Origin of the sequence: Microvirga subterranea (genome assembly GCF_003350535.1) — a bacterium.
In the GTDB taxonomy this organism is placed as follows: Bacteria; Pseudomonadota; Alphaproteobacteria; order Rhizobiales; family Beijerinckiaceae; genus Microvirga; species Microvirga subterranea.
In genome coordinates this window covers 1-19,607 of record NZ_QQBB01000001.1, presented here as the reverse complement: position 1 = coordinate 19,607, position 19,607 = coordinate 1, and the positions used below count along the sequence as shown (strand labels likewise).

11 protein-coding genes are annotated in these 19,607 nt (G+C 61.1%); 5 read left to right on the top strand and 6 right to left on the bottom strand.

All coding sequences use genetic code 11. From position 1 onward, the window contains the following. Positions 1-72 precede the first annotated feature (72 nt). The 3 genes from DES45_RS00055 (at position 73) to DES45_RS00045 (ending at position 3,845) form a co-directional block, all read left to right on the top strand. The gene (locus tag DES45_RS00055) at positions 73-1,278 is read left to right on the top strand and encodes a fumarylacetoacetate hydrolase family protein (protein ID WP_114767944.1); all 1,206 of its coding nucleotides are present in this window, start codon (positions 73-75) and stop codon (positions 1,276-1,278) included. Next, positions 1,275-2,750: an aldehyde dehydrogenase family protein gene (locus tag DES45_RS00050; RefSeq protein WP_114767943.1), complete on the top strand. Its 1,476-nt coding sequence runs from the start codon at positions 1,275-1,277 to the stop codon at positions 2,748-2,750. Before DES45_RS00055 ends, DES45_RS00050 begins: the two co-directional genes overlap by 4 nt. 456 nt (positions 2,751-3,206) lie before the next feature. Continuing rightward, entirely contained in the window at positions 3,207-3,845 is a 639-nt protein-coding gene (locus DES45_RS00045) for a CYTH domain-containing protein (protein ID WP_114767942.1), read from the top strand. Between the two features lie 42 nt (positions 3,846-3,887). Here DES45_RS00045 and DES45_RS00040 read toward each other — a convergent pair whose 3' ends face one another. Continuing rightward, positions 3,888-4,724 (bottom strand): lytic transglycosylase domain-containing protein, encoded by an 837-nt coding sequence (locus tag DES45_RS00040; RefSeq protein ID WP_114767941.1) that lies wholly within the window; start codon positions 4,722-4,724, stop codon positions 3,888-3,890. 182 nt (positions 4,725-4,906) lie between these two features. Next, positions 4,907-6,538: an alpha-D-glucose phosphate-specific phosphoglucomutase gene (locus DES45_RS00035; protein ID WP_114767940.1), complete on the bottom strand. Its 1,632-nt coding sequence runs from the start codon at positions 6,536-6,538 to the stop codon at positions 4,907-4,909. 350 nt (positions 6,539-6,888) lie between these two features. Between DES45_RS00035 and DES45_RS00030 the strand changes: the two genes are divergently transcribed. Continuing rightward, positions 6,889-7,887 carry an outer membrane lipoprotein carrier protein LolA gene (locus DES45_RS00030; protein ID WP_170151333.1) on the top strand — a complete coding sequence of 333 codons (999 nt, stop codon included), beginning with the start codon at positions 6,889-6,891 and terminating at the stop codon, positions 7,885-7,887. 114 nt (positions 7,888-8,001) lie between these two features. Here the strand turns inward: DES45_RS00030 and DES45_RS00025 are convergent, their stop codons facing one another. The 4 genes from DES45_RS00025 to DES45_RS00010 all read right to left on the bottom strand — a co-directional run bounded on the left by DES45_RS00025 (position 8,002) and on the right by DES45_RS00010 (position 12,132). Further along, positions 8,002-9,195 (bottom strand): CAP domain-containing protein, encoded by a 1,194-nt coding sequence (locus DES45_RS00025; RefSeq protein ID WP_245429670.1) that lies wholly within the window; start codon positions 9,193-9,195, stop codon positions 8,002-8,004. Between the two features lie 268 nt (positions 9,196-9,463). Beyond that, entirely contained in the window at positions 9,464-9,859 is a 396-nt protein-coding gene (locus DES45_RS00020) for a VOC family protein (RefSeq protein ID WP_114768771.1), read from the bottom strand. A 190-nt stretch (positions 9,860-10,049) separates the two neighbouring features. After that, positions 10,050-10,718: a LuxR C-terminal-related transcriptional regulator gene (locus tag DES45_RS00015; protein ID WP_114767937.1), complete on the bottom strand. Its 669-nt coding sequence runs from the start codon at positions 10,716-10,718 to the stop codon at positions 10,050-10,052. Then, positions 10,711-12,132, bottom strand: a complete 1,422-nt coding sequence (locus DES45_RS00010) for a sensor histidine kinase (protein ID WP_114767936.1) — start codon at positions 12,130-12,132, stop codon at positions 10,711-10,713. The genes DES45_RS00015 and DES45_RS00010 overlap by 8 nt, the downstream gene beginning before the upstream one ends. 720 nt (positions 12,133-12,852) lie before the next feature. On the opposite strand from DES45_RS00010, the gene DES45_RS00005 reads away from it, so the two are divergent. After that, a partial coding sequence (locus DES45_RS00005) for a peroxidase family protein (RefSeq protein ID WP_114767935.1) occupies positions 12,853-19,607 on the top strand: 6,755 nt, incomplete at its 3' end.

The window sequence follows — 19,607 nt, the reverse complement described above, 5'->3', positions numbered from 1 at the left end:
TGTCGTCCACGGCTATAAGAGAAAGGGTGACGAATAGGGGCAACAGTCCCCGCATGGGAGCAGACGCCGGCGATGAGAGACCTCCTTTCACGACAGACCTGGAAAGATATCCTGCCCGAAGATGAATTTCAGGGGGCACTCGCGGGCCGCGTCTGGCGTCCCGGCATTGGACCATCCGTTGTGGCGATCCGCGAGGATGGCACCTTCGACATCTCGGAAACCTGCCCGACCATGAGCGATCTTGCCGCTTTAGATAATCCGGCCCGGACGCTTAGGGCATCTGCCGGGGAGAGGGTCGGCGGGATCGAGGACATTCTGGCCAACACGCCATTTGACCAGCGGGATGGAACGAAGCCTTGGCTGCTGGCCCCGGTCGATCTTCAGGTGATCAAGGCCGCAGGCGTGACGTTCGCGGTATCCATGCTGGAGCGTGTGATCGAGGAGCGGGCGCGCGGGGATGCGAGCGCCGCTGCGGCGATCCGCGCCGAAGTCACCCGTCTTGTCGGTGACGACCTGAGCCGTCTAAGGCCAGGTTCGAAGGAGGCTACGGATCTGAAGGCCGTCCTGGTGGAGCAAGGTGCCTGGAGCCAATACCTCGAAGTCGGGATTGGCCCTGACGCAGAGGTCTTCACCAAGGCTCCGACGCTCTCTTCGGTTGGGCCCTTCATGGATGCCGGGCTTCATCCCAAATCGACTTGGAACAATCCGGAGCCGGAGGTCCTGGTTGTCGTGACTGCGGACGGCAGGATCGTCGGCGCGACACTCGGCAACGACGTCAACCTTCGCGATTTCGAGGGCCGTTCCGCGCTCCTGCTGTCCAAGGCGAAGGACAACAACGCATCGTGTTCCATTGGGCCGTTCATTCGCTTCTTCGACGACAGCTTCACACTGGACGACGTGCGCCAGACCACCGTGGCCCTGACAGTCGAGGGAGAAGACGGCTTCAGGCTTGAAGGGTCGTCGTCGATCACCAAGATCAGCCGTGATCCAGAGGATCTTGTCAGCCAGACGCTCGGCCCCCATCATCAGTATCCCGATGGCTTCGTCCTTTTTCTCGGAACGATGTTCGCGCCCACACAGGATCGGAACGAGGCCGGTATGGGCTTTACCCACAAGGCCGGAGACATCGTCACCATTGCGGCACCGAAGCTTGGAAAGCTGGTCAACCGCATGAAATCGAGCGCGGATTGTGAGCCGTGGACCTTCGGCCTTCGCGACTTCATGATGAATCTGGCCCAGCGTGGCCTTCTCAAGACAGGACAGGAAGCGGCACGATGACGAAGAACTACATTGCCGGCGAGTGGGTTGTGGCGTCTGAGGCCTCGGCCGATCTCAACCCGTCGAACACGGCCGATGTTGTGGGCGAGTTCGCCCGTGCCTCTGCGACGGAGGCTCAGGCCGCCATCGACGCGGCTTATGACGCCTTCCCGGCGTGGTCGCGTTCCTCGATCCAGACCCGCCACGATCTGCTCAAGACCATCGGCGACGAGATCATTGCCCGTAAGGACGAGCTCGGCCGTTTGCTCTCGCGCGAAGAGGGCAAGACCCTGCCCGAGGGTATCGGTGAGGTCGTGCGGGCCGGCCAGATCTTCCAGTTCTTCGCCGGCGAATGCCTGCGGATGGCCGGCGACAAGCTGCCCTCCGTGCGGCCCGGCGTCGATGTCGAGATCACCCGCGAGCCCGTCGGCGTCGTGGGCCTGATCACCCCCTGGAACTTCCCCATTGCGATTCCGGCCTGGAAGATCGCGCCCGCGCTCGCCTACGGCAACACGGTCGTGTTCAAGCCGGCCGAGCTCGTGCCTGCCTCGGCCCATGCCTTGTCCGAGATCATCGTCCGGGCCGGAGTGCCGGCGGGCGTGTTCAACCTGGTCATGGGCCGCGGCTCGGTGGTGGGTGAGGCGATGCTGCAGAGCCCAAAGGTGGCGGCGATCTCGTTCACCGGCTCCGTGCCGACCGGACGACGGGTGGCTCAGACCTGCATAGCCACCGATCCGATGAAAAAGCTGCAGCTCGAGATGGGCGGCAAGAACCCGCTGGTTGTGCTCGACGACGCCGATCTCAAGGTGGCGGTGGAATGTGCCGTCAACGGCGCATTCTTCTCCACCGGCCAGCGCTGTACAGCCTCGTCGCGGCTGATCGTGACAGACGCAATCCATGACCGCTTCGTTCAGGCCCTCACGGACCGGATGCGTGGGCTGGTGGTCGACGACGCCCTGAAGGCGGGAACCCAGATCGGTCCTGTGGTGGACCAAGGCCAGCTCGATCAGGACCTCAAGTACATCCGCATCGGCCAGGAGGAGGGCGCCAAGCTGGTCGCGGGCGGCGAGTTGCTGAAGCGGGACAATCCCGGATTTTATCTTGCGCCGGCCCTATTTACGGAGGTCGACAACCGGATGCGGGTGGCGCGGGAGGAGATCTTCGGCCCCGTAGCGACGGTGACGCGGGCGAGGGACTATGACGAGGCGCTGGAGCTTGCCAACGACACGCCGTTCGGCCTGTCGGCTGGGATTTGCACCACGAGCCTGAAGCATACCTCGCACTTCAAGCGCAACGTGGAGGCCGGGATGGTGATGGTGAACCTGCCCACAGCCGGCGTGGACTACCACGTGCCGTTCGGGGGGCGGAAAGGCAGCTCGTACGGGCCGCGGGAGCAGGGGCGGTATGCGGCGGAGTTCTACACCACGGTGAAGACCGCCTACACCTTCGACGGCAACGAGCCTTACGTGCCCAAAACAAAATCCAGCGAGTGAGACAAGATAGGGGCGAGAGCGATCATTCCGACCTCGCCCCTTCCTCAAACTTCGAAAGTCCCTCGTACTTCAAAAGGGCGCAAGCACGCTTGTTTGGCTCCAGCGTTGGGGTGAGCCCGCAGATCTTAACTTTCTGATCAATTTTGCCTTTGAAGTGCCACGATAAGTACTAATTGTTATATTCACGCTCTACCTGAATTCGGCGGCTTCTTTTGTGAACATTATTTCGTTTCTTGCACGATGCAACTACGAAATACTGTTCCATTATGATGATGAAGCTGTGGATTTCTGCGTAAAGCCAAGCGTTCGTTAACAGCTGCCAGCAAAGAGCTCCCAATGAGTACTTCCCGACGTTATCTGATTGCTTCCTCCTTGGCTCGTCTCATCCGTAAGGAAAGGGGAGGCAATCGTGTCACGGAAGGCCATTTCCCAAACCAAGCTGATCGCAGTTCCTACGTGATCGTCGAGGGCGACAAGGGTAGCCTGGTCCTTATCACGACCGGTCCTGGCGCTCCGATGGAAGAGCGGACCGACGTTCCTCGCGCCCATGCAGAGGCACTGCTGGATGTCACCCCCGGCAAGGTGGACTACGTCCGGTCGCATCTGACGGTCGGCACGCGGGATATCCATATCAACCGCTACGTGACGCCTGGACCACTTGATCTGATCTCCGTCGAGTTCGAAAGCGAGGAGGAAGCCAGGGATTTCCGGCCGTTGGCATGGTTCGGCCCCGATGTCACGTCCGATACGGTTTACCAGAACCGTTCCATCGCGCTTGAGGGGCTACCGCCCGTCCCGGACGTGCCGATTTCGAACGGGGCTCTCAACAGCCTGCTCGACAGCCTGGAGAACCGCTACAGCCCGCCACGCAGCTATGCCCCGGCACCTGCCCGGCCGGCTGCCGAGCAGGGGCGTCGCTCCGGCCCGCCGGCTCCTCAGCAGGAGAACACAGGACGCAAGCAGGCCGCAGCGCCCAAGAGCGAGCCCGTTCCTGCAGATGTAGATCACGACGACGAAGGGCATGACCTCAATCTCAACATCGAAGACAACGTGATCCGCGAACTCGCCCGCTCCCTGCGGCCGCAGCGGCGCTAAGTGCCAGGATCAGGGTGGTGGGAGCTTATCCCTGCCGCCCACCTAGCTTGGAAGGACCATGCAGCTTCCGCCAGCTCTACGGATTCGGTCGCAGAGCTGGTTGGCCTCGTTACGGGTCGTGGCAGGTGCACGTACCCGATAGAATGTCCGCGTGCCGCGGCTGCGCAAACGGGTCCCGATGATCATAGGCCGCACGTCGCCCAGGAGCGAAGCGTAGGCTTGCCGGGCGCGTGAGAAACTGGCGAGTGCGGTGGCTTTGGAGAAGTTGCCGGCCAGCTGAACGCCCCAAGGAGCGAATGGCGCCTCCTCCGGCATGCCACTTCCGGGCTTGCGGAGGGAGGCGACAACCTGAAGGCAGCGTTGGGCGGGGGCCGGAGTCGCCTCCTGTGCGTCGAAAGTTTCCGTTCTGTCCGCCGCCCAATCCTCGACGGATCTTCCGGTGACTGCATAGACATAGTTTCTGGTCTCGGATGGCAGGCCGCCCTGGCCGGCGAGCCACGCTCCGACGCGGGCCGGTCCACCATTGTATGCGGCTGCCGCAAGACCGAGATTCCCGAAACGGCCGTTCAGCTCATGGATGAATTCGGCGGCTTTAGGGATCGCTTGCTCGGGGTCGAAGGGGTCCTCCAGCCCCCGTTCCTTTGCGGTGCCTGGCATGAACTGCGCCACGCCTTGTGCGCCGGCAGAACTGGTGACGCCGGTTCGAAATGAACTCTCCCGCCAAATCAGCCGGGTTAGAAAATCAGTTGGGATCTGGCGGGCGAGGGCGGCGTCGTCGATCAGACGGCACAGAGCCTGCTCGACAGTCTCGGATGACGGATTGCCGAAAGCTGCTGCGCTGCTCAGCACAAGACAGCTGAATGCAAGCCGGAACCGCATGAATGGACCTCAAGCCCGGAAGCTTCGCCAAATGTGCCCTGTCTCGCCTCAGAGAAGGAGTCTCCCATCATCTGATGTAGGCGCAACACGAGTTTTTCCAGGGCATTCCGACCATTCGATTCCGAAGAGGTCGTGCAGATGCGGTCGGCGGCACCGAGCGTGACGATGCCGCCGGAGAATGCTCAGGTGATGACAGAAGGAGCATCGCGCCCGGTCAGGCGTACAATGTCAGCGATTTCATTGGCAGCGTTGGCGACCGGCGCAAGAACGTCCGCCACAGCCAAGTCATGGCGGCTGACATCAGGTTCGAAGCGTTCGAGGTAGACGCGAAGCGTCGCCCCGGAGGTTCCTGTCCCCGACAACCGGAACACCGCGCGAGCATCCTCCTTGAAGAGGATGCGAATGCCCTGGCGTGGCGTGACAGATCCGTCCACCGGGTCCGTGTACGAGAAGTCGTCGCAATGTTCGACCGTGAGGTCGCCGAACCGCTGGCCCGGCAGGGTTGCAAGCTTGCCGCGAAGCTTGTCCATTAGATCATTAGCTGCCTTCGTGTCGAGGTCTTCGTAGTCGTGACGTGAATAGTAGTCCCGCCCATACGACGCCCAGTGGTCGCGCACGATTTGGTCAGCCGGCTTCTTGATCTCCGCAAGGATATCGAGCCAGAGGAGCACGGCCCAGAGGCCGTCCTTTTCCCGGATGTGGTTGGATCCTGTGCCGGCGCTTTCCTCGCCGCAAAGAGTGATCAGGCCGGCATCGAGCAGATTGGCGAAGAACTTCCAACCAGTCGGAGTTTCATAGGACCGGATGCCGAGCTTCGCGGCGACACGATCAGCCGCGCGGCTCGTCGGCATCGACCTTGCGACGCCGGTGAGGCCTCCTTGGTAGCCTGGAGCCAGATGGGCATGTGCCGTCAAGATCGCGAGGCTGTCACTGGGCGTCACGAACAGGCCTGGGGCGACGATCATGTTGCGATCACCGTCGCCATCGGATGCAGCGCCGAAGTCCGGTGCGTCCGGACCGTACATCAGGTCCATCAGGTCATGGGCATGAACGGGGTTCGGATCCGGGTGGTGGCCACCGAAATCCGGTTTCGGCTCGGCGTTCACGACGGTTCCGGCCGGAGCCCCGAGCCTGTCTTCCAGAATGGCTTTTGCATAAGGACCAGTCACGGCGCTCAGAGCGTCAAACCTCATGCGGAAACCTGACCGGAACAGCTCGCTGATCCGCTGGAAATCGACAAGGCTCTCCATCAGTTCCGCGTAATCCGCGACCGGGTCGATCACCTGGACGGTAGCATCTCCAAGACGCGTTTCACCAAGGCGCCCCAGATCGACGTCGGGTGCATCAACGATCCGGTATTCGGCCATCGCACTTGCGCGCTTGAAGACCGCTTCCGTAAAGGATTCGGGAGCGGGGCCTCCATGAGCCATGTTGAACTTGATCCCGAAATCACCGTCCGGCCCACCCGGGTTGTGACTAGCCGAGAGGACGAGGCCCCCGATGGCCTTGTGCTTGCGGATGACACACGAGGCAGCCGGCGTCGACAAAAGGCCGCGCCGACCGACGAGGATGCGCGCGAATCCATTGGCGGCAGCCATTTTCAAGGCCATCTGGATCACTGTTTCGTTGAAATACCGCCCATCACCGCCGATCACGAGCGTGGCGCCTTCAGCCCCATCGACGGTGTCGAAGATCGCCTGGATGAAATTCTCCACATAGCGCGGCTGCTGGAAGACGGTTACTTTCTTCCGCAGCCCCGAGGTGCCTGGGCGTTGATCGGAGAAGGGGGTTGTAGGGACGCGGTTGATCGCCATGAGCGCTTAATCTCTGTTCTTCGTTCGGCCGCAGTTCGGGCCTGAGGTCTCAGCCCGAGCGGACGCTGCCAACAAATGTCTGACATTCCGGATCAAGGCCAAGGTGTCAGATAGGATACGACGGCCGTAAATAAACATCATCGGTCGAGTTCCGCCTGAACATCGCTACATTGCGCATCGCCGTGGCGGATGCAACAGAATACCGCATGGCTTGTCGACGGCTTGGGAATTCCCATGTGAAGCACGGAAATGGCTGTTCTGCCTTCATTCAGCCCTTAAGGCCCAGCATCAGACCTGAAGGTTCGTCCGAAGAAGCTTACGGTCGGTATTCGTTGTTCGGTGGTGAGTTCATGCGCAAGAAGTCCACGTTCGTTTTCTACAGTCTCGCCGTCGGGCTTGCTTGCTCATCCCCGTCTTTTGCGCAGGCTGACCCGCTGACGCGGTTTCTCGATGGAATGTTCAAACGCGATACGCCCCGTCCGGAGGCGGCCCCCACCGAACAATCTGCACCCGCGCCGATAGCTCCCGCAGAAAGAGCGCCGACACGCGCCGCCCCAAAGCCGCCCGCAGTTCCCCAGCCTAGGGCGGCTTCCAGTCCAAGTACGCTGCCCTCACAGCCCCAGCCACAACGTGTCGAGACCGGCAGCGACGCCGTCAAGCCCGCAGCGAGCCCGGAGAAGGCCAAATCCAAGCTGCCTGCTCAGGCAGTCAAGCCGGTGGCCGCTCCGTCGCCCAGGTCTGAGGCGTCCGCATCGGATGCTGCAGCACCCGCTAAAGCAAGCGTGGTGCCGGTCAGGGCCGCGGCTCCCACAGCATCGTCCGCTCAACCAGTGCCGACGTCGCCCGCTGCGGCGCTCGAGCGAGTGAACGGCTATTTCAACAGCATCGACCAGATGACAGCATCCTTCGTGCAGACCAGCGCCAATGGGCAGCGTGCGGAAGGGACCCTGTCCATGAGGCGACCGGGTCAGCTCCATTTCGCCTATTCTCCGCCGAGTTCGCTGGAAATCGTTTCCGATGGGCGCTCGGTCGCCATTCGCGACAAGAAGCTCGGTACCAATGACGTTTACTCGATCCGTCAGACGCCGCTGAAATTCCTTGTGCAGGATCAGGTTGATCTTGCCAAGGATACCAAGGTTCAGGACGTGCAGATCGGTTCCGATGGGATCATCACGGTGCGGTTCGAGGACAGCGCGACCCTGGGCGGGACATCGAAGATCACCCTGCGGTTCGACGCTCGCGCGAATGCGCTGCGCCAATGGACCGTGATCGATGCTCAAGGCTACGAGACGACGGTGGCGCTCTCCGGCCTCAACGTAGTGCGCCGGACAAGCGCAGAAGTGAACTAGGAGAGATTGAAGGGCATTAATCTCTTAGTGCGGGCATGAATGTCGATGCGTTCTACGCAGCTCATGTGGTACGGCTCGTAAGAGCCGCAGCGATCTCGTCAGGATTCCATGTTCTCAGAACAGAAAGTCGCCATGGTCGATCGTGGCCAATTTGGTGTTCAGGATACCAATTGTATTGGCGCCTGCTTTGATCAAGATGTCGTCGGAGCGACCATCCCTGTCGACATCCGCCATTCGGATGGCCAGTTTGGAGAACGAAAGGCCGTTGCTTCGAAGGTCCAGCTTATCCAGCCCGTCCTGGAAATCCATGACGCGATCGTAGCCCCACTTCCCACGAAAGATGAAGGTGTCCGCGTTCGCGCCGCCGTAAAGCTTGTCGTTGTTCAGGCCTCCGCTCAGGGAGTCTCGGCCGCCGCGTCCGAAAAGCAAGTCGCTGCCGGCCCCGCCGTTGATCTTGTCGTTGCCTGTGCCGCCGTCGAGACGATCATTGCCGGCTTGTCCCTGAATCTGGTCATTGCCACCCAGGCCCTTGATGACGTCGGCATCTGCCGTGCCAATCAGCTTGTTCGACCCCCCTGTGCCGCTCATGACGGGTCGAGCGGGATCCAGCGGAGCCGATGTCGGTCCGGCGGCAGGGCTCACCAAGTCCACCTTGACGTTCGTGGAGCCGATTACGACGGTGCGTGACGTCGACGCGATCCCGCCTCCGGAAAACGTGACCGTATATGTGCCTGCCGGAAGGTCCAGTTGATATCCACCCGCGGTCATGGTCGAAGCGGTGTAGGCTTGACCATTGGAGCTGACGGCTGAGATCGACACTCCTCCGAGACCTTCGCCGGGATCGTAGAACCTGTCGGCATCTTTGTCCTGATATGCCACGCCTGTCAGAAGCGATCCCGTGCCGGATCTGGTGAAATTCTCCGTCACGAAGGCACTCTCCCGGCCTTGGTAGTCTCCCACCTCGAAGCCGATGCCGATCTCCCTGAAACTCTCATTCAGGAGATTTGTCCGATGACCTGTGCTGTTCATCAAGTTCTGATGCAGGAGCAGAACTTCGTCCTGAAAGCCTGACTGATCGCGCGTGGTGGCCCACGCGATATTCTCGGCTGATGCCCAGGACCCGGTAAACTGATACCCGGCGGATGTCATGCGCTGGGTGGGGTCGGAGCCATTGGAACCCGTGTGCGAGAACGTGTCGCTGGAGAGCATCCACAGGCTGTGATTTTCCGCAGATGTCAGCAGATTGGCATCGAAGGCCAGCGCCTGTGCGCCGACCTTCGCCCGCTCGGCATTGATCAGTTCGAGCATATACTGCTCGTTGGCGCTTGGCTGCGTCATGAAGGACCCCTTGCTGAATTCCCCCTTGAAGGGAGATCGTCTTATGGCTTCGTCAGCTGCCGTACTGGTTTCGGCGCGGACGCAGCCAGCGCTAATGTGCAAGTATGGCCTCTATCGGGCATGATATGGGCCAATCGGGACACAATTACACGGCTCAGGCGAAGCAATTCGCCGTACTCAAGGTTGACGTTGGCTCTAAACAAATGGCCTTTAGCTTCGCGGTAAATGTTGATTCCGGCTACTTGTACCGACCGTTCCGCTGCAAGACTTCGATCTTGTAGCCGTCTGGGTCCTGAACAAAGAAGAACGTGGCAAGATGATTGCTCCCGTGCTCCAGCGTCTTCACGGGAGTTGGAGCAAGGCCGAGATCCTCCAATCTCTCTCGTTCGGCATTCACGTCATCGACCGAGAAGGCGATATGGCCATATCCGTCGCCGAGCTGGTACGGTTCCGTGCGGCCGTGGTTGATGGTGAGTTCAAGCTCGAAATCGGTCTCGGCATTGCGCAGGTAGACGAGCGTGAACCCCTCGAAGGGAAAGCGGTCTGCGACCTGGAGGCCGAACGCCGTCGTGTAGAATTCGGTCGAGCGCTGTTCATCCAGCACGCGGATCATGGAATGGATAGCTTTGGCCACGATTGCCTCCGGTCGGTGCAAATGGTCGGAAGCGTCGCTCAAACCACTTTCTCCTGAGCGGGACAACAATTTTCCGCCGCGACAGACATGGGGATGCCGCGTCTCCCCACGACGCTTCCGGAGCAATACGGCCAGTCTCGTTACGAAGGCCAGACGTTTGACATGGAGGGTATCGGTCCGTTCTGTGCGATCAACGGGCCGTATGCGACCGGTGGGACATTCTGTCCGAGGCCAACAGCGCTGCCTCCACCCGGTTCCGGACTTGGAGTTTCTGCAGGATGTTAGTCAGGTGGTGCTTGATAGTCTTCTCGCTGAGGTCGAGCTTGTTGCCAATTTCCTTGTTGCTGTGACCCTCCACGAGAATGGAGAGGATCTGCTCCTCTCGAGGGGTCAAACCGGAGAAGCGGTCCGGGCGTTTCTCCTCTCGCGCCGGCCCCGAGCCCGAGCGCATCAGGAGCTTAGCCGCAAGATTGGGGGAGACGTAGTTCTCCCCTTGGCTGATCAGTCGCACCGTCTGGACGAGTTCAGGGCCGCTGGTTCCCTTGAGAAGATAGCCCCCGGCGCCCTGCTTGAGGGCCGTGCAGACCTGATCTTCATCGGCGACGACCGTCAGCATCAGGGTTCTGACGGATGGGTGGCTTTGGGCAATCGTCGCTATGGCGCTCAGTCCACCACCGGGCATGGTCATGTCGAGCACAAGGACGTCGGGCTTATGGTCCTGAGCGATCCGAACGGCATCGGCCGCTGAAGCACCCTGGCCGACAACCTCGATGTCCGGTTGGGCCGCAAGGGTAAAAACGACGCCGTCCCTGTAGAGGGGATGATCGTCGACCACACCGACGCGAATTTTGTTATCCATTGGATTCCCCTGAATTCAGCGGCAAACTTGCGAGAAGACGTGTTCCGGTGCCAGGCCTGCTTGCGACACTCAGGATTCCACCGATGCTTTCGATGCGGTCGCGAAGGCCCGTCAGGCCCAGTTGGATGCGGCCTTCATAGGACGGGTCCGAGGACATTCCCGGCCCCTCGTCGGCGACTTCAACCATGATCGAAACTCCGTCCGACCAGGCTGAGACCTGTTGGCCCTGTCCACCGGCGTGACGGAACGCATTGTTCAAGGCTTCCTGCACGAAGCGGCAAAGGCAGACCTTCATGAACTGCGGCGCATCCGGAGGAAGGTCCGCGATGGTGCACGATACCTTGGTGCGCGTTCGGCGCTCATGATCCCTGATGATGTGCAGCAGGGCGCCCGTGAGCGTCATGTTGTGAACTTCGGGCAGGAGCAGGCCGGCGCAGAAGTTGCGGATGTCGCTCAGCGCATCGGAAAGGGCGCCGCGGATCGTCGCCAGGTTGTCGCCGTCGTGACCAGACAGGTTCAGGGCATCGAGACGGAGTAGGGCGAGGCCGATCAGCTGCGCCGGACCGTCATGAAGATCGTAGCCGAGCCTGCGAATGAACTTCTCATTATCCTCTGTGGCATTTCGAGCTGCCCGCTCCACCCGTGAACGAAGAGCCTCGTTCTGTTTCAGGAGTTCAGAGAGTTGGGCCACGCGGTGGGTCAGGGACACACGCTGCTCATCAATCGTCCGGCTGCCGTTGGCGACGATGGAGAAGAGAGCCGTCATCATGGCGATCGTCACCAAGGCAGTCATGGCCCAGCTGTGCCACTCCGCTTTCGAAAGTTGCGATTCGATCTCCTCGGCGAAGTCGTAGAACTCAAGGACTGCGATCACCTTGCCGCTCTTGGCATCCCGAACGGGAACATAGACCTCCAGCAGAGGCGTGTCGGCGTCAATGTCTCGCGCAGACGCCTCGTCGTGGGAGCTGTTGGCGAATTCGGCGGCAATTGCACCGCCCCATGCGCGCTTCAGCTCTGGTGTAAGCGGAAAGGTCTTGCCGATGATGCTTCGATCGGTGCTGTAGATCACGAACCCGTCATCATTCCAGATCTTGACCGAGGCGACATCCATCTTGGCAACGATGCTCTCGATGGCGCCATTCAGGGCCTCCGCGCTCGTTTCGGAAAGAGAGTCGCGGCTGGCGAGATCTTGGAGATGAGGGGCCAGGAGGCTGTTGATGTAGAGGGCCGCCGAGGCAGCGCTTGTTTCCGCGACGCCGGTCTCGATCCTCCGGGTAACCCATGTGCCCAGCGTGAACATGCCGACCAGAAGAACCCCAAACGCCACGAGGATGAACTGGCGGGCGAGATTGTGTCTCAGCCAGTGGAACCCCTCGGGTTCGAGATCGATGCTGATATTCTGGAGAGCATGCACGCCGCAGGACCTTTGCTGGTGAGAGGTCTACCGCATTTCAGCCTTTTTGTCGACATAATTAAGTAATGATTAAGTATTAGCTGTGAAACGATATCTCATATCCATTCTGTTGTTGGATCGAGGATTCTAAAGCTTGGATAAAATGCGCTTTGCATCGACACTAACGCGGCGTGCGGGCGGCCTTCCATTATAGTTAAGCTTTTTGAATACACGACCTTGCAGGACATCAAGATCATTGGGCACATGCGTTAAGACCTTAAGTAACTCTGAATTGAGATAAGAAGTTCGTCAACGCTGCCCAAGACCGTATTCCTGTCACTGCGAGCTTCGCAGGCCAAGTCACATCTCGGAAAAAATAGGTCTATCAGATAGTTAAACAGGTGCCGATCTTCGTGCGATCCAAGCTACCTCCATGGGGGTAACGCCAAGTGGTTGTAGTTCCGGCGCCCAACTCAAAGAACCTTTCCGAGCCGACCGGAAGGTCTGCCGGCTTAAGTTGGCACCGTTTCATTTCTGTACGGCACAAGGGTTCCCGAGAAAAACAGCCCTGTTAACTCCGACCAAGGTCCGGCCTGCCTCCTGCCTTTCGTCCCATTGGGCCGAGCCATCGGTCCAACCTGTCCAAGGCTTCAGACCGTATGGCGCTCAGACCGCCGATTTGCCCAACATGTGTCCAGGCATCGTCAGGATTGCGACGAAAACAAGGGCAGGAGGCAAGCAATGGTCAATCTCGTCAGGCACGATCTCGAGTTCATTCTCAAGCAGATCAAGATCGCCGAAGCACATTCGGCCGGTACGCCGCTTACGGAAATCCGCGTCGACGCGCAGGGCAACATCACAAACGACCCCAATGCGCCCCTCGCGATCAGCACGCCGCTCTCACCTTATGGCCTGCGCACCGTCGATGGCAGCTACAACAATCTTGTGGCCGGCCGCGAAGAGTGGGGTGCATCGGACACGCCGTTTCCCCAAATCACGGACCCTTATTGGCGCAACGAAGGCGACGACCAGATCGTCTTCGGCACTCCGCAAAACCCTGTTCCGCTAAACAACAACAACTACGGTACTCTCGGCAGCGTCGTCGACGCCGATCCGCGCCTCGTCTCCAATCTCATCGTTGATCAGACGCTCGATAATCCTGCGGCCATCTATGCAGCACTGACCTATGCTGGTGTTACGGGTGCGGCATTGATGCCGGCCTTGAACGAGATCAGGGCGGCCAAGGCGGCACTCGATTCCGCCACTGGATCCGACGTCGCGGCAGCTAAGGCGATTTTGGATGCAGCTTTGGTCAAGCACGGTGTCGTTGTGGAAAACGGCAGTGTGGTGATTCCCAACGTGTCACCGGACGAGGGCTTGTCAGCCCAGTACAACGGCTGGTTCACCCTCTTCGGCCAGTTCTTCGACCACGGCCTTGATCTCGTGCCCAAGGGCGGCAACGGCACGATCTACATTCCGCTCCAGCCTGACGACCCGCTGTACAATCCGAACAGCCCTCACACCAACTTCATGGTGCTCACTCGCGCCCCGGCCAACCCGAATAACCTGACGACCCCCTGGGTCGACCAGAACCAGACTTACAGCTCACACTCGTCAAAACAGCTCTTCATGCGCGAGTATGCCATGGTCGACGGCAAGCCGCTCGCAACCGGACGATTGCTCGAGGGCGACAAGGGTCTTGCCACCTGGGCTGACGTGAAGGAGCAGGCTCGCACGAAGCTTGGCATCGACCTGACCGATGCCGACGTGACGAACATCCCGCTGTTCGTCATGGACGAGTACGGCGAGTTCGTGCGCGGTCCGAACGGTTATCCGCAAATGGTCACCTCCCTTGGTGCCGACGGCAAGTTCGGAGGTGGAGACGACGTCTTCGTAGAGGGCAATCCTCTCGCGCCAATCTCGACCACGAACGCGATCCGCACAGGCCACGCCTTCCTTGACGACATTGCACATGCCGCCGCCCCGGTGGTCGTGGGTGGCATTCTCCAGCAGGATAGCGACACTGCTGTCGGTTACAAGAATGCTGACGGCAGCGCCGGACCAGTCAACGAACGCGGAAGCCAGACGGCGTACGACAACGAGCTGCTGGACGCGCACTACATCACCGGCGACGGGCGTGGCAACGAGAACATCGGTCTCACGGCCGTCCACCACATCTTCCACTCCGAGCACAACCACATGGTCGACCAGGTGAAGGCCCGGGCGATCGAGTCGGGTGATCTGTCCTTCCTTAACGAGTGGCTCCTCGTCGATCTCCCTGCAGGCGCGCAGCTGCCGGATCCTACCAATGCCGCGGCGGTCAAGGCCTTTGCAAGCACCCTTGCTTGGGATGGCGAGCGCCTGTTCCAGGCGGCACGTTTTACGACCGAGATGCAGTATCAGCACCTGGTCTTCGAGGAGTTCGCCCGCAAGATCCAGCCGGATGTCGACGCATTCGTGTTCAATCCGTCGATGGACATCAATCCGGCGATCTTCGCCGAATTCGCCCACGTGGTCTACCGCTTCGGCCATTCGATGCTTCGGGAGGAGGTAGCCGCGACCAACGCGGACGGTTCCGACGCCAGCATGGATCTGTTCCAGGCGTTCCTGAATCCGCTGGCATTCGGGGCCGACGGCCTGGACCATGCGGCCGCCGCCGGCGCGATCGTCCGCGGCATGACCAACCAGATCGGCAATGAGATCGACGAGTTCGTTACAGACGTGCTCCGCAATCAGCTTCTCGGTATTCCGCTCGACCTCGCGGCGCTCAACATTGCCCGCGGCCGCGATACGGGAATTCCACCGCTGAACGAGGCGCGCAGGCAGTTCAAGGAGATCGCGAACGGCGACTCGCAGCTCGACCCCTATACGAGCTGGACGGACTTCGCGCTCAATCTGAAGAACCCGGCCTCGATCGTGAACTTCATTGCCGCCTATGGCACCCATTCCACGATCACCTCGGCGAGCTCGCTGGAGGCGAAGCGTGAGGCGGCCTGGAAGCTCGTCTTCGGTGGTGAAGGTGCTCCGTCGGACCGGCTGGACTTCCTCAACGCCACCGGCGCTTATGCAGGCGGCAAGCTCGGCGGTCTCGAGGACATCGACCTCTGGGTCGGCGGCATGGCTGAGAAGAAGATGGCCTTCGGCGGGATGCTGGGCTCGACCTTCTCGTTCATCTTCGAATTGCAGCTGGAAAACCTGCAGAACGCAGACCGGTTCTACTACCTGTCCCGCGTCCAGGGCCTCAACTTCCTCAACGAGCTGGAGAACAATTCCTTCGCCAAGATGGTGTTGAACAATACCGACCTTGCCGAGACAGGCTATGCAGTGGCTGGCGACATCTTCTCCACTCCGGATCACATTCTGTACATGGACCATGCTCAGCAGAACAGGTTCGGCTATGAGGATCCGATCCAGGACGATCCTTGGCTGCAGGCGGTCTCCCCGATGGTCGAACGGCGGGATGCTAACGGCAACCTGATCAATCCGGAGGACAACCCGATTGCAATTGCCAGATATATCCGGGTCAACACCAACGACCATGTGCTGATCCAGGGAACCAATGGCGACGACACCATCATCGCGGGCGGAGGCGACGACTCGGTCTGGGGCCGCGACGGCAACGACCGGATCGAGGCCGGCTACGGCGTCGACCGGATCCACGGCGGCAAGGGTGATGACATCATCACCAATTCCGGCACGGATATCGGTGAAGTCGATATGCTCCACGGCGAGGAGGGCAACGATGTCATTCACGCCGGCAGCGGTCTGGCGTTGGTCTTCGGCAACGAGGGGCAGGACTTCATCATCACCGGACCGGACGGCAAAGAGGCCTTTGGCGGCACCGGCAACGACTTCATCCTTGGTGGCGACGGCGGCGATTTCCTGCTCGGCAACGAGGGCGACGACTGGATTGAGGCCGGAAACGGCTTCGACACCACGGCCGGAGACAACTCGGAGCTGAACTTCAACTCGACGATCATCGGGCACGACGTGATGTTCGCCGGTCAGAACGAGCATGATTTCGATGCCGAATCAGGCGACGACATCATGGTTCAGGGCGAGAGCGTCATGCGCAACGAAGGCATGTTCGGCTACGACTGGGCGATCCACAAGGGGAACCAGGAGGCGGCGGACTCCGATCTCCTGACGCCGATCTTCACCACGGTCGAGCAGGACATCCTCCGGGACCGCTTCGATCAGGTCGAGGCCCTGTCGGGCTGGAAGAACAACGACATCCTGAGGGGCGACAATCGCGGCGATCAGAATGCGGAGACGCCTCCTCCGGGAGCGAACGGCGATGCGGTCGAGACCGTCTTCACCAACAACGAGCTGTCCCAGGCCGGCGTCGACAGGGTCACTGGCCTGCGTGCTCTCCTCGGGGATTGGGTTGCGGCAGCGCCGGCGACCGGCGACCTCGAGAAGGTCGTCGCCTTCGACGACGGGAACATCCTGCTTGGCGGCGGCGGAAGCGACGTCATCCAGGGGCGCGGCGGAAACGATCTGATCGACGGCGACCGCTGGCTGAACGTCCGTATCCGCATCACGGTCGGGAACGAGACCTATACCGCCGACGGAATGGCCCAGAAGGTCTATCGTGAAGCCGATTACAAGGACGGAGCGCCTGTCCCGAACGCTGCCGCGCAGTTCGGCGGCAGGACGCTCGACGCACTGATGCTGGATCGCACCCTCAATCCCGGCCAGCTCTCGATCGTCCGCGAGATCGTTGCGGACGATGGCGTGGGAGACACCGACATCGCGGTGTATGGCGATGTCCGGGCGAACTACACCATCTCGCAGAATGCGGACGGTTCGATCCGGATCTCACACGACACGGTGACGGCCGGCTTGGTTTCCGACGGGGTCGACAAGCTGTTCAACATCGAAAAGATCCGGTTCGCGGACGGCGAGATCGCCTTGTCTCCGCCGAAGCTGACGCTGCATGCGTTCGATGCAGGGAGCTATGGCGATCAATTCAATCAGTCTAGCTATGCGAACTCGAATGGTTCGACCCCATGGACCACGAGTTGGCAAGAAACGAGCGATCCCACCGCAAATCCAGCGACTTCGGGTGCGATTCGGATCACCGGTGGCGACCTGCGGCTTGGTGAGAATGGCGGCGACGGGGCCAGCATCCAACGTAGCCTTGACCTTGCCGGAGCGACTACGGCGCGATTGAGCTATTCCGTCAGCGAGCAGGGACTTGATCCGGGCGAGCAGGTCACCGTCTTCTTCTCGGCGGACGGGATCACCTTTACCCTGGTCGATACGATCACAGGGGTCACCGGCAACGCCAACCGGAGCATCGATCTTACCGGCCCGTTCACAGCCAACGCTACCGTTCGCTTCGTGACCACAGCGATGGGGTTCAATGAGTTCGTCAACATTGACGACGTTGCCGTCAGCTTCACAAAGCCTGCGGCAGCGCCGACGGTGAACCACGAGACGACCTTCACAGAGGACGGTGCTCCGGTCGCAATTGCGTCCAATCCCGGCATCACCGACGACACGGCCCAGCTGAGTTCGGCCCGGATCGTGCTGACGAACGCCAAGGCGGGTGATGAACTCCTTGTCGGCACGCTGCCTGCTGGGATCACCCGGGTGATCGATACCTCTGTGACGGGCCAGATCATCGTCACCTTGACCGGAGCAGCTTCTCTGGCGGCCTACCAAGCAGCTATCCAGTCCGTATCGTTCAGGAACACGTCGCAACAGCCCGACGTTCAGGACCGCATTGTCCAGGTCAGCGTCAACGACGGCTTCTTGAACAGCAACATCGCTACGACAATCGTCAACGTCGCGGCTGTCAATGACGCCCCGTCGGCGAACAACGATAGTGTGTTCACCAACTATACGACGACACCGTTCATTCTTCCGGAATGGGTGTTGCTCGCCAACGACACCGATGCCGATGGCAGCCCGCTTGATATTACGGCTGTCGCACTGCCCAACAACAGCGGACTCACGAGTGTCTCGTTGGCGACCAACCCAGGTTCGGTAACCGTCACAGACAATGCAACGGGCGGCGGGACCTTCACCTACACGGCCAATGATGGATCCGGCGCGGCGAATGCGACCGACACTGCTACCGTGACGATCAACCGCGACACCACCGGGACTCTTGAAGGCAACAACGGCGATAACATCTTGATCGGCGACGGAGGCAATACCACCCTGGCGGGTGGCCGAGGCGACGACCTGATCTTTGCAGGTGCTGGCAACGACACCGTCACCTGGGGGGTCACGACCTTCCTCGGCTTCGAGATCGCCAACGACGGCCGCGACTATGTCGACGGCGGCGCCGGCAACCTTGACCGCTTCGTCGTCACCGGCAGCAACGCGGCCGAGACCTTCGTCGTCTACGCTCGAGCCTCCGTCCCGGCGGCACTCGCGGCCGGGCTTAGGCCGGATACGGAGATCGTGATCACCCGCAACGGCACGGTCATTGCCGAGCTCGACAACATCGAGGAGATCACCATCAACACCAGCGGCGGGGCCGACACGGTGCAGGCTGTGGGCAATTTCAACCCAACGAGTCTGAACTTCAACACGATCACCGTCAACGGGGACGGGGGCGACGACACGGTCGACATCTCGGCCCTGCAATCGGCTCACCGCATCGTGTTCCGCTCCAATGGCGGCCACGACACCATTGTGGGCACCCTGCGTCAGCAGGACGTGGTCGAGCTGGCGCCGGGCAGGACGGTCGGGGACTACACCCGGACGGTCAACGCCAACGGCACGATCACCCTCGCGAGCGACACCCACTCCATCACCTACCGCTGTGAGGAGGCGCAGGAGCCGATGATCCGCGAATGCGCGGACGACGATGACATGCACCATTCGCCGTCAGGCCGGCCGGTCGCCGGTGATGACACCTTCACCCTCAAGAAGGGCGGGGTGCTCAACCTCACCGTGGCGGATCTGCTCGCCAACGACAGCGACCCGGATGGCGATGCGCTGTGCGTGGTCGCGGTCGACGAGGACGAGCATGGGGAAGTGGTGCTGAACGACGACGGCACGCTCACCTTCACGCCAAGGGCCGGCTTCACCGGCACCGCCTCCTTCACCTACCGGGTCGAGGACGGCAATGGCGGCCACGACGAGGGGCGGGTGACGATCGTGGTGAGTGAGGAGACCTCGAACCCGGCGCAGCCGCCCGTGACCCAGCCGCCGGCGGAGCAGCCTCCTGTTGTCACTCCGCCAGTGGCGGAGCAGCCGGGTCCGGCCGCTCCGGTGGCGCCGCAGGACCTGGCGCTGCGCGGCGGGCGCGGCCACGACCGGCTCGCGGGCGGCGACGGCCATGACCGCCTCTACGGCGAGAAAGGCAACGACCGCCTCGTCGGCGGGGACGGTTCCGACCGGCTGTGGGGCCATGACGGCCACGACCGCCTCGACGGCGGCGCCGGCGCCGACCACATGTGGGGCGGACGCGGCAACGACACCTACGACGTCGACGACCGCGCCGACCGGGTCTACGAAGGCCGCAACCAGGGCAC

Bases quoted from the DNA above. Each gene is read 5' to 3' on its own strand.
- DES45_RS00055 (WP_114767944.1), top strand. From the start codon at position 73: ATGAGAGACCTCCTTTCACGACAGACCTGGAAAGATATCCTGCCCGAA.
- DES45_RS00050 (WP_114767943.1), top strand. From the start codon at position 1,275: ATGACGAAGAACTACATTGCCGGCGAGTGGGTTGTGGCGTCTGAGGCC.
- DES45_RS00040 (WP_114767941.1), bottom strand. From the start codon at position 4,724: ATGCGGTTCCGGCTTGCATTCAGCTGTCTTGTGCTGAGCAGCGCAGCA.
- DES45_RS00035 (WP_114767940.1), bottom strand. From the start codon at position 6,538: ATGGCGATCAACCGCGTCCCTACAACCCCCTTCTCCGATCAACGCCCA.
- DES45_RS00030 (WP_170151333.1), top strand. From the start codon at position 6,889: ATGCGCAAGAAGTCCACGTTCGTTTTCTACAGTCTCGCCGTCGGGCTT.
- DES45_RS00025 (WP_245429670.1), bottom strand. From the start codon at position 9,195: ATGCTCGAACTGATCAATGCCGAGCGGGCGAAGGTCGGCGCACAGGCG.
- DES45_RS00015 (WP_114767937.1), bottom strand. From the start codon at position 10,718: ATGGATAACAAAATTCGCGTCGGTGTGGTCGACGATCATCCCCTCTAC.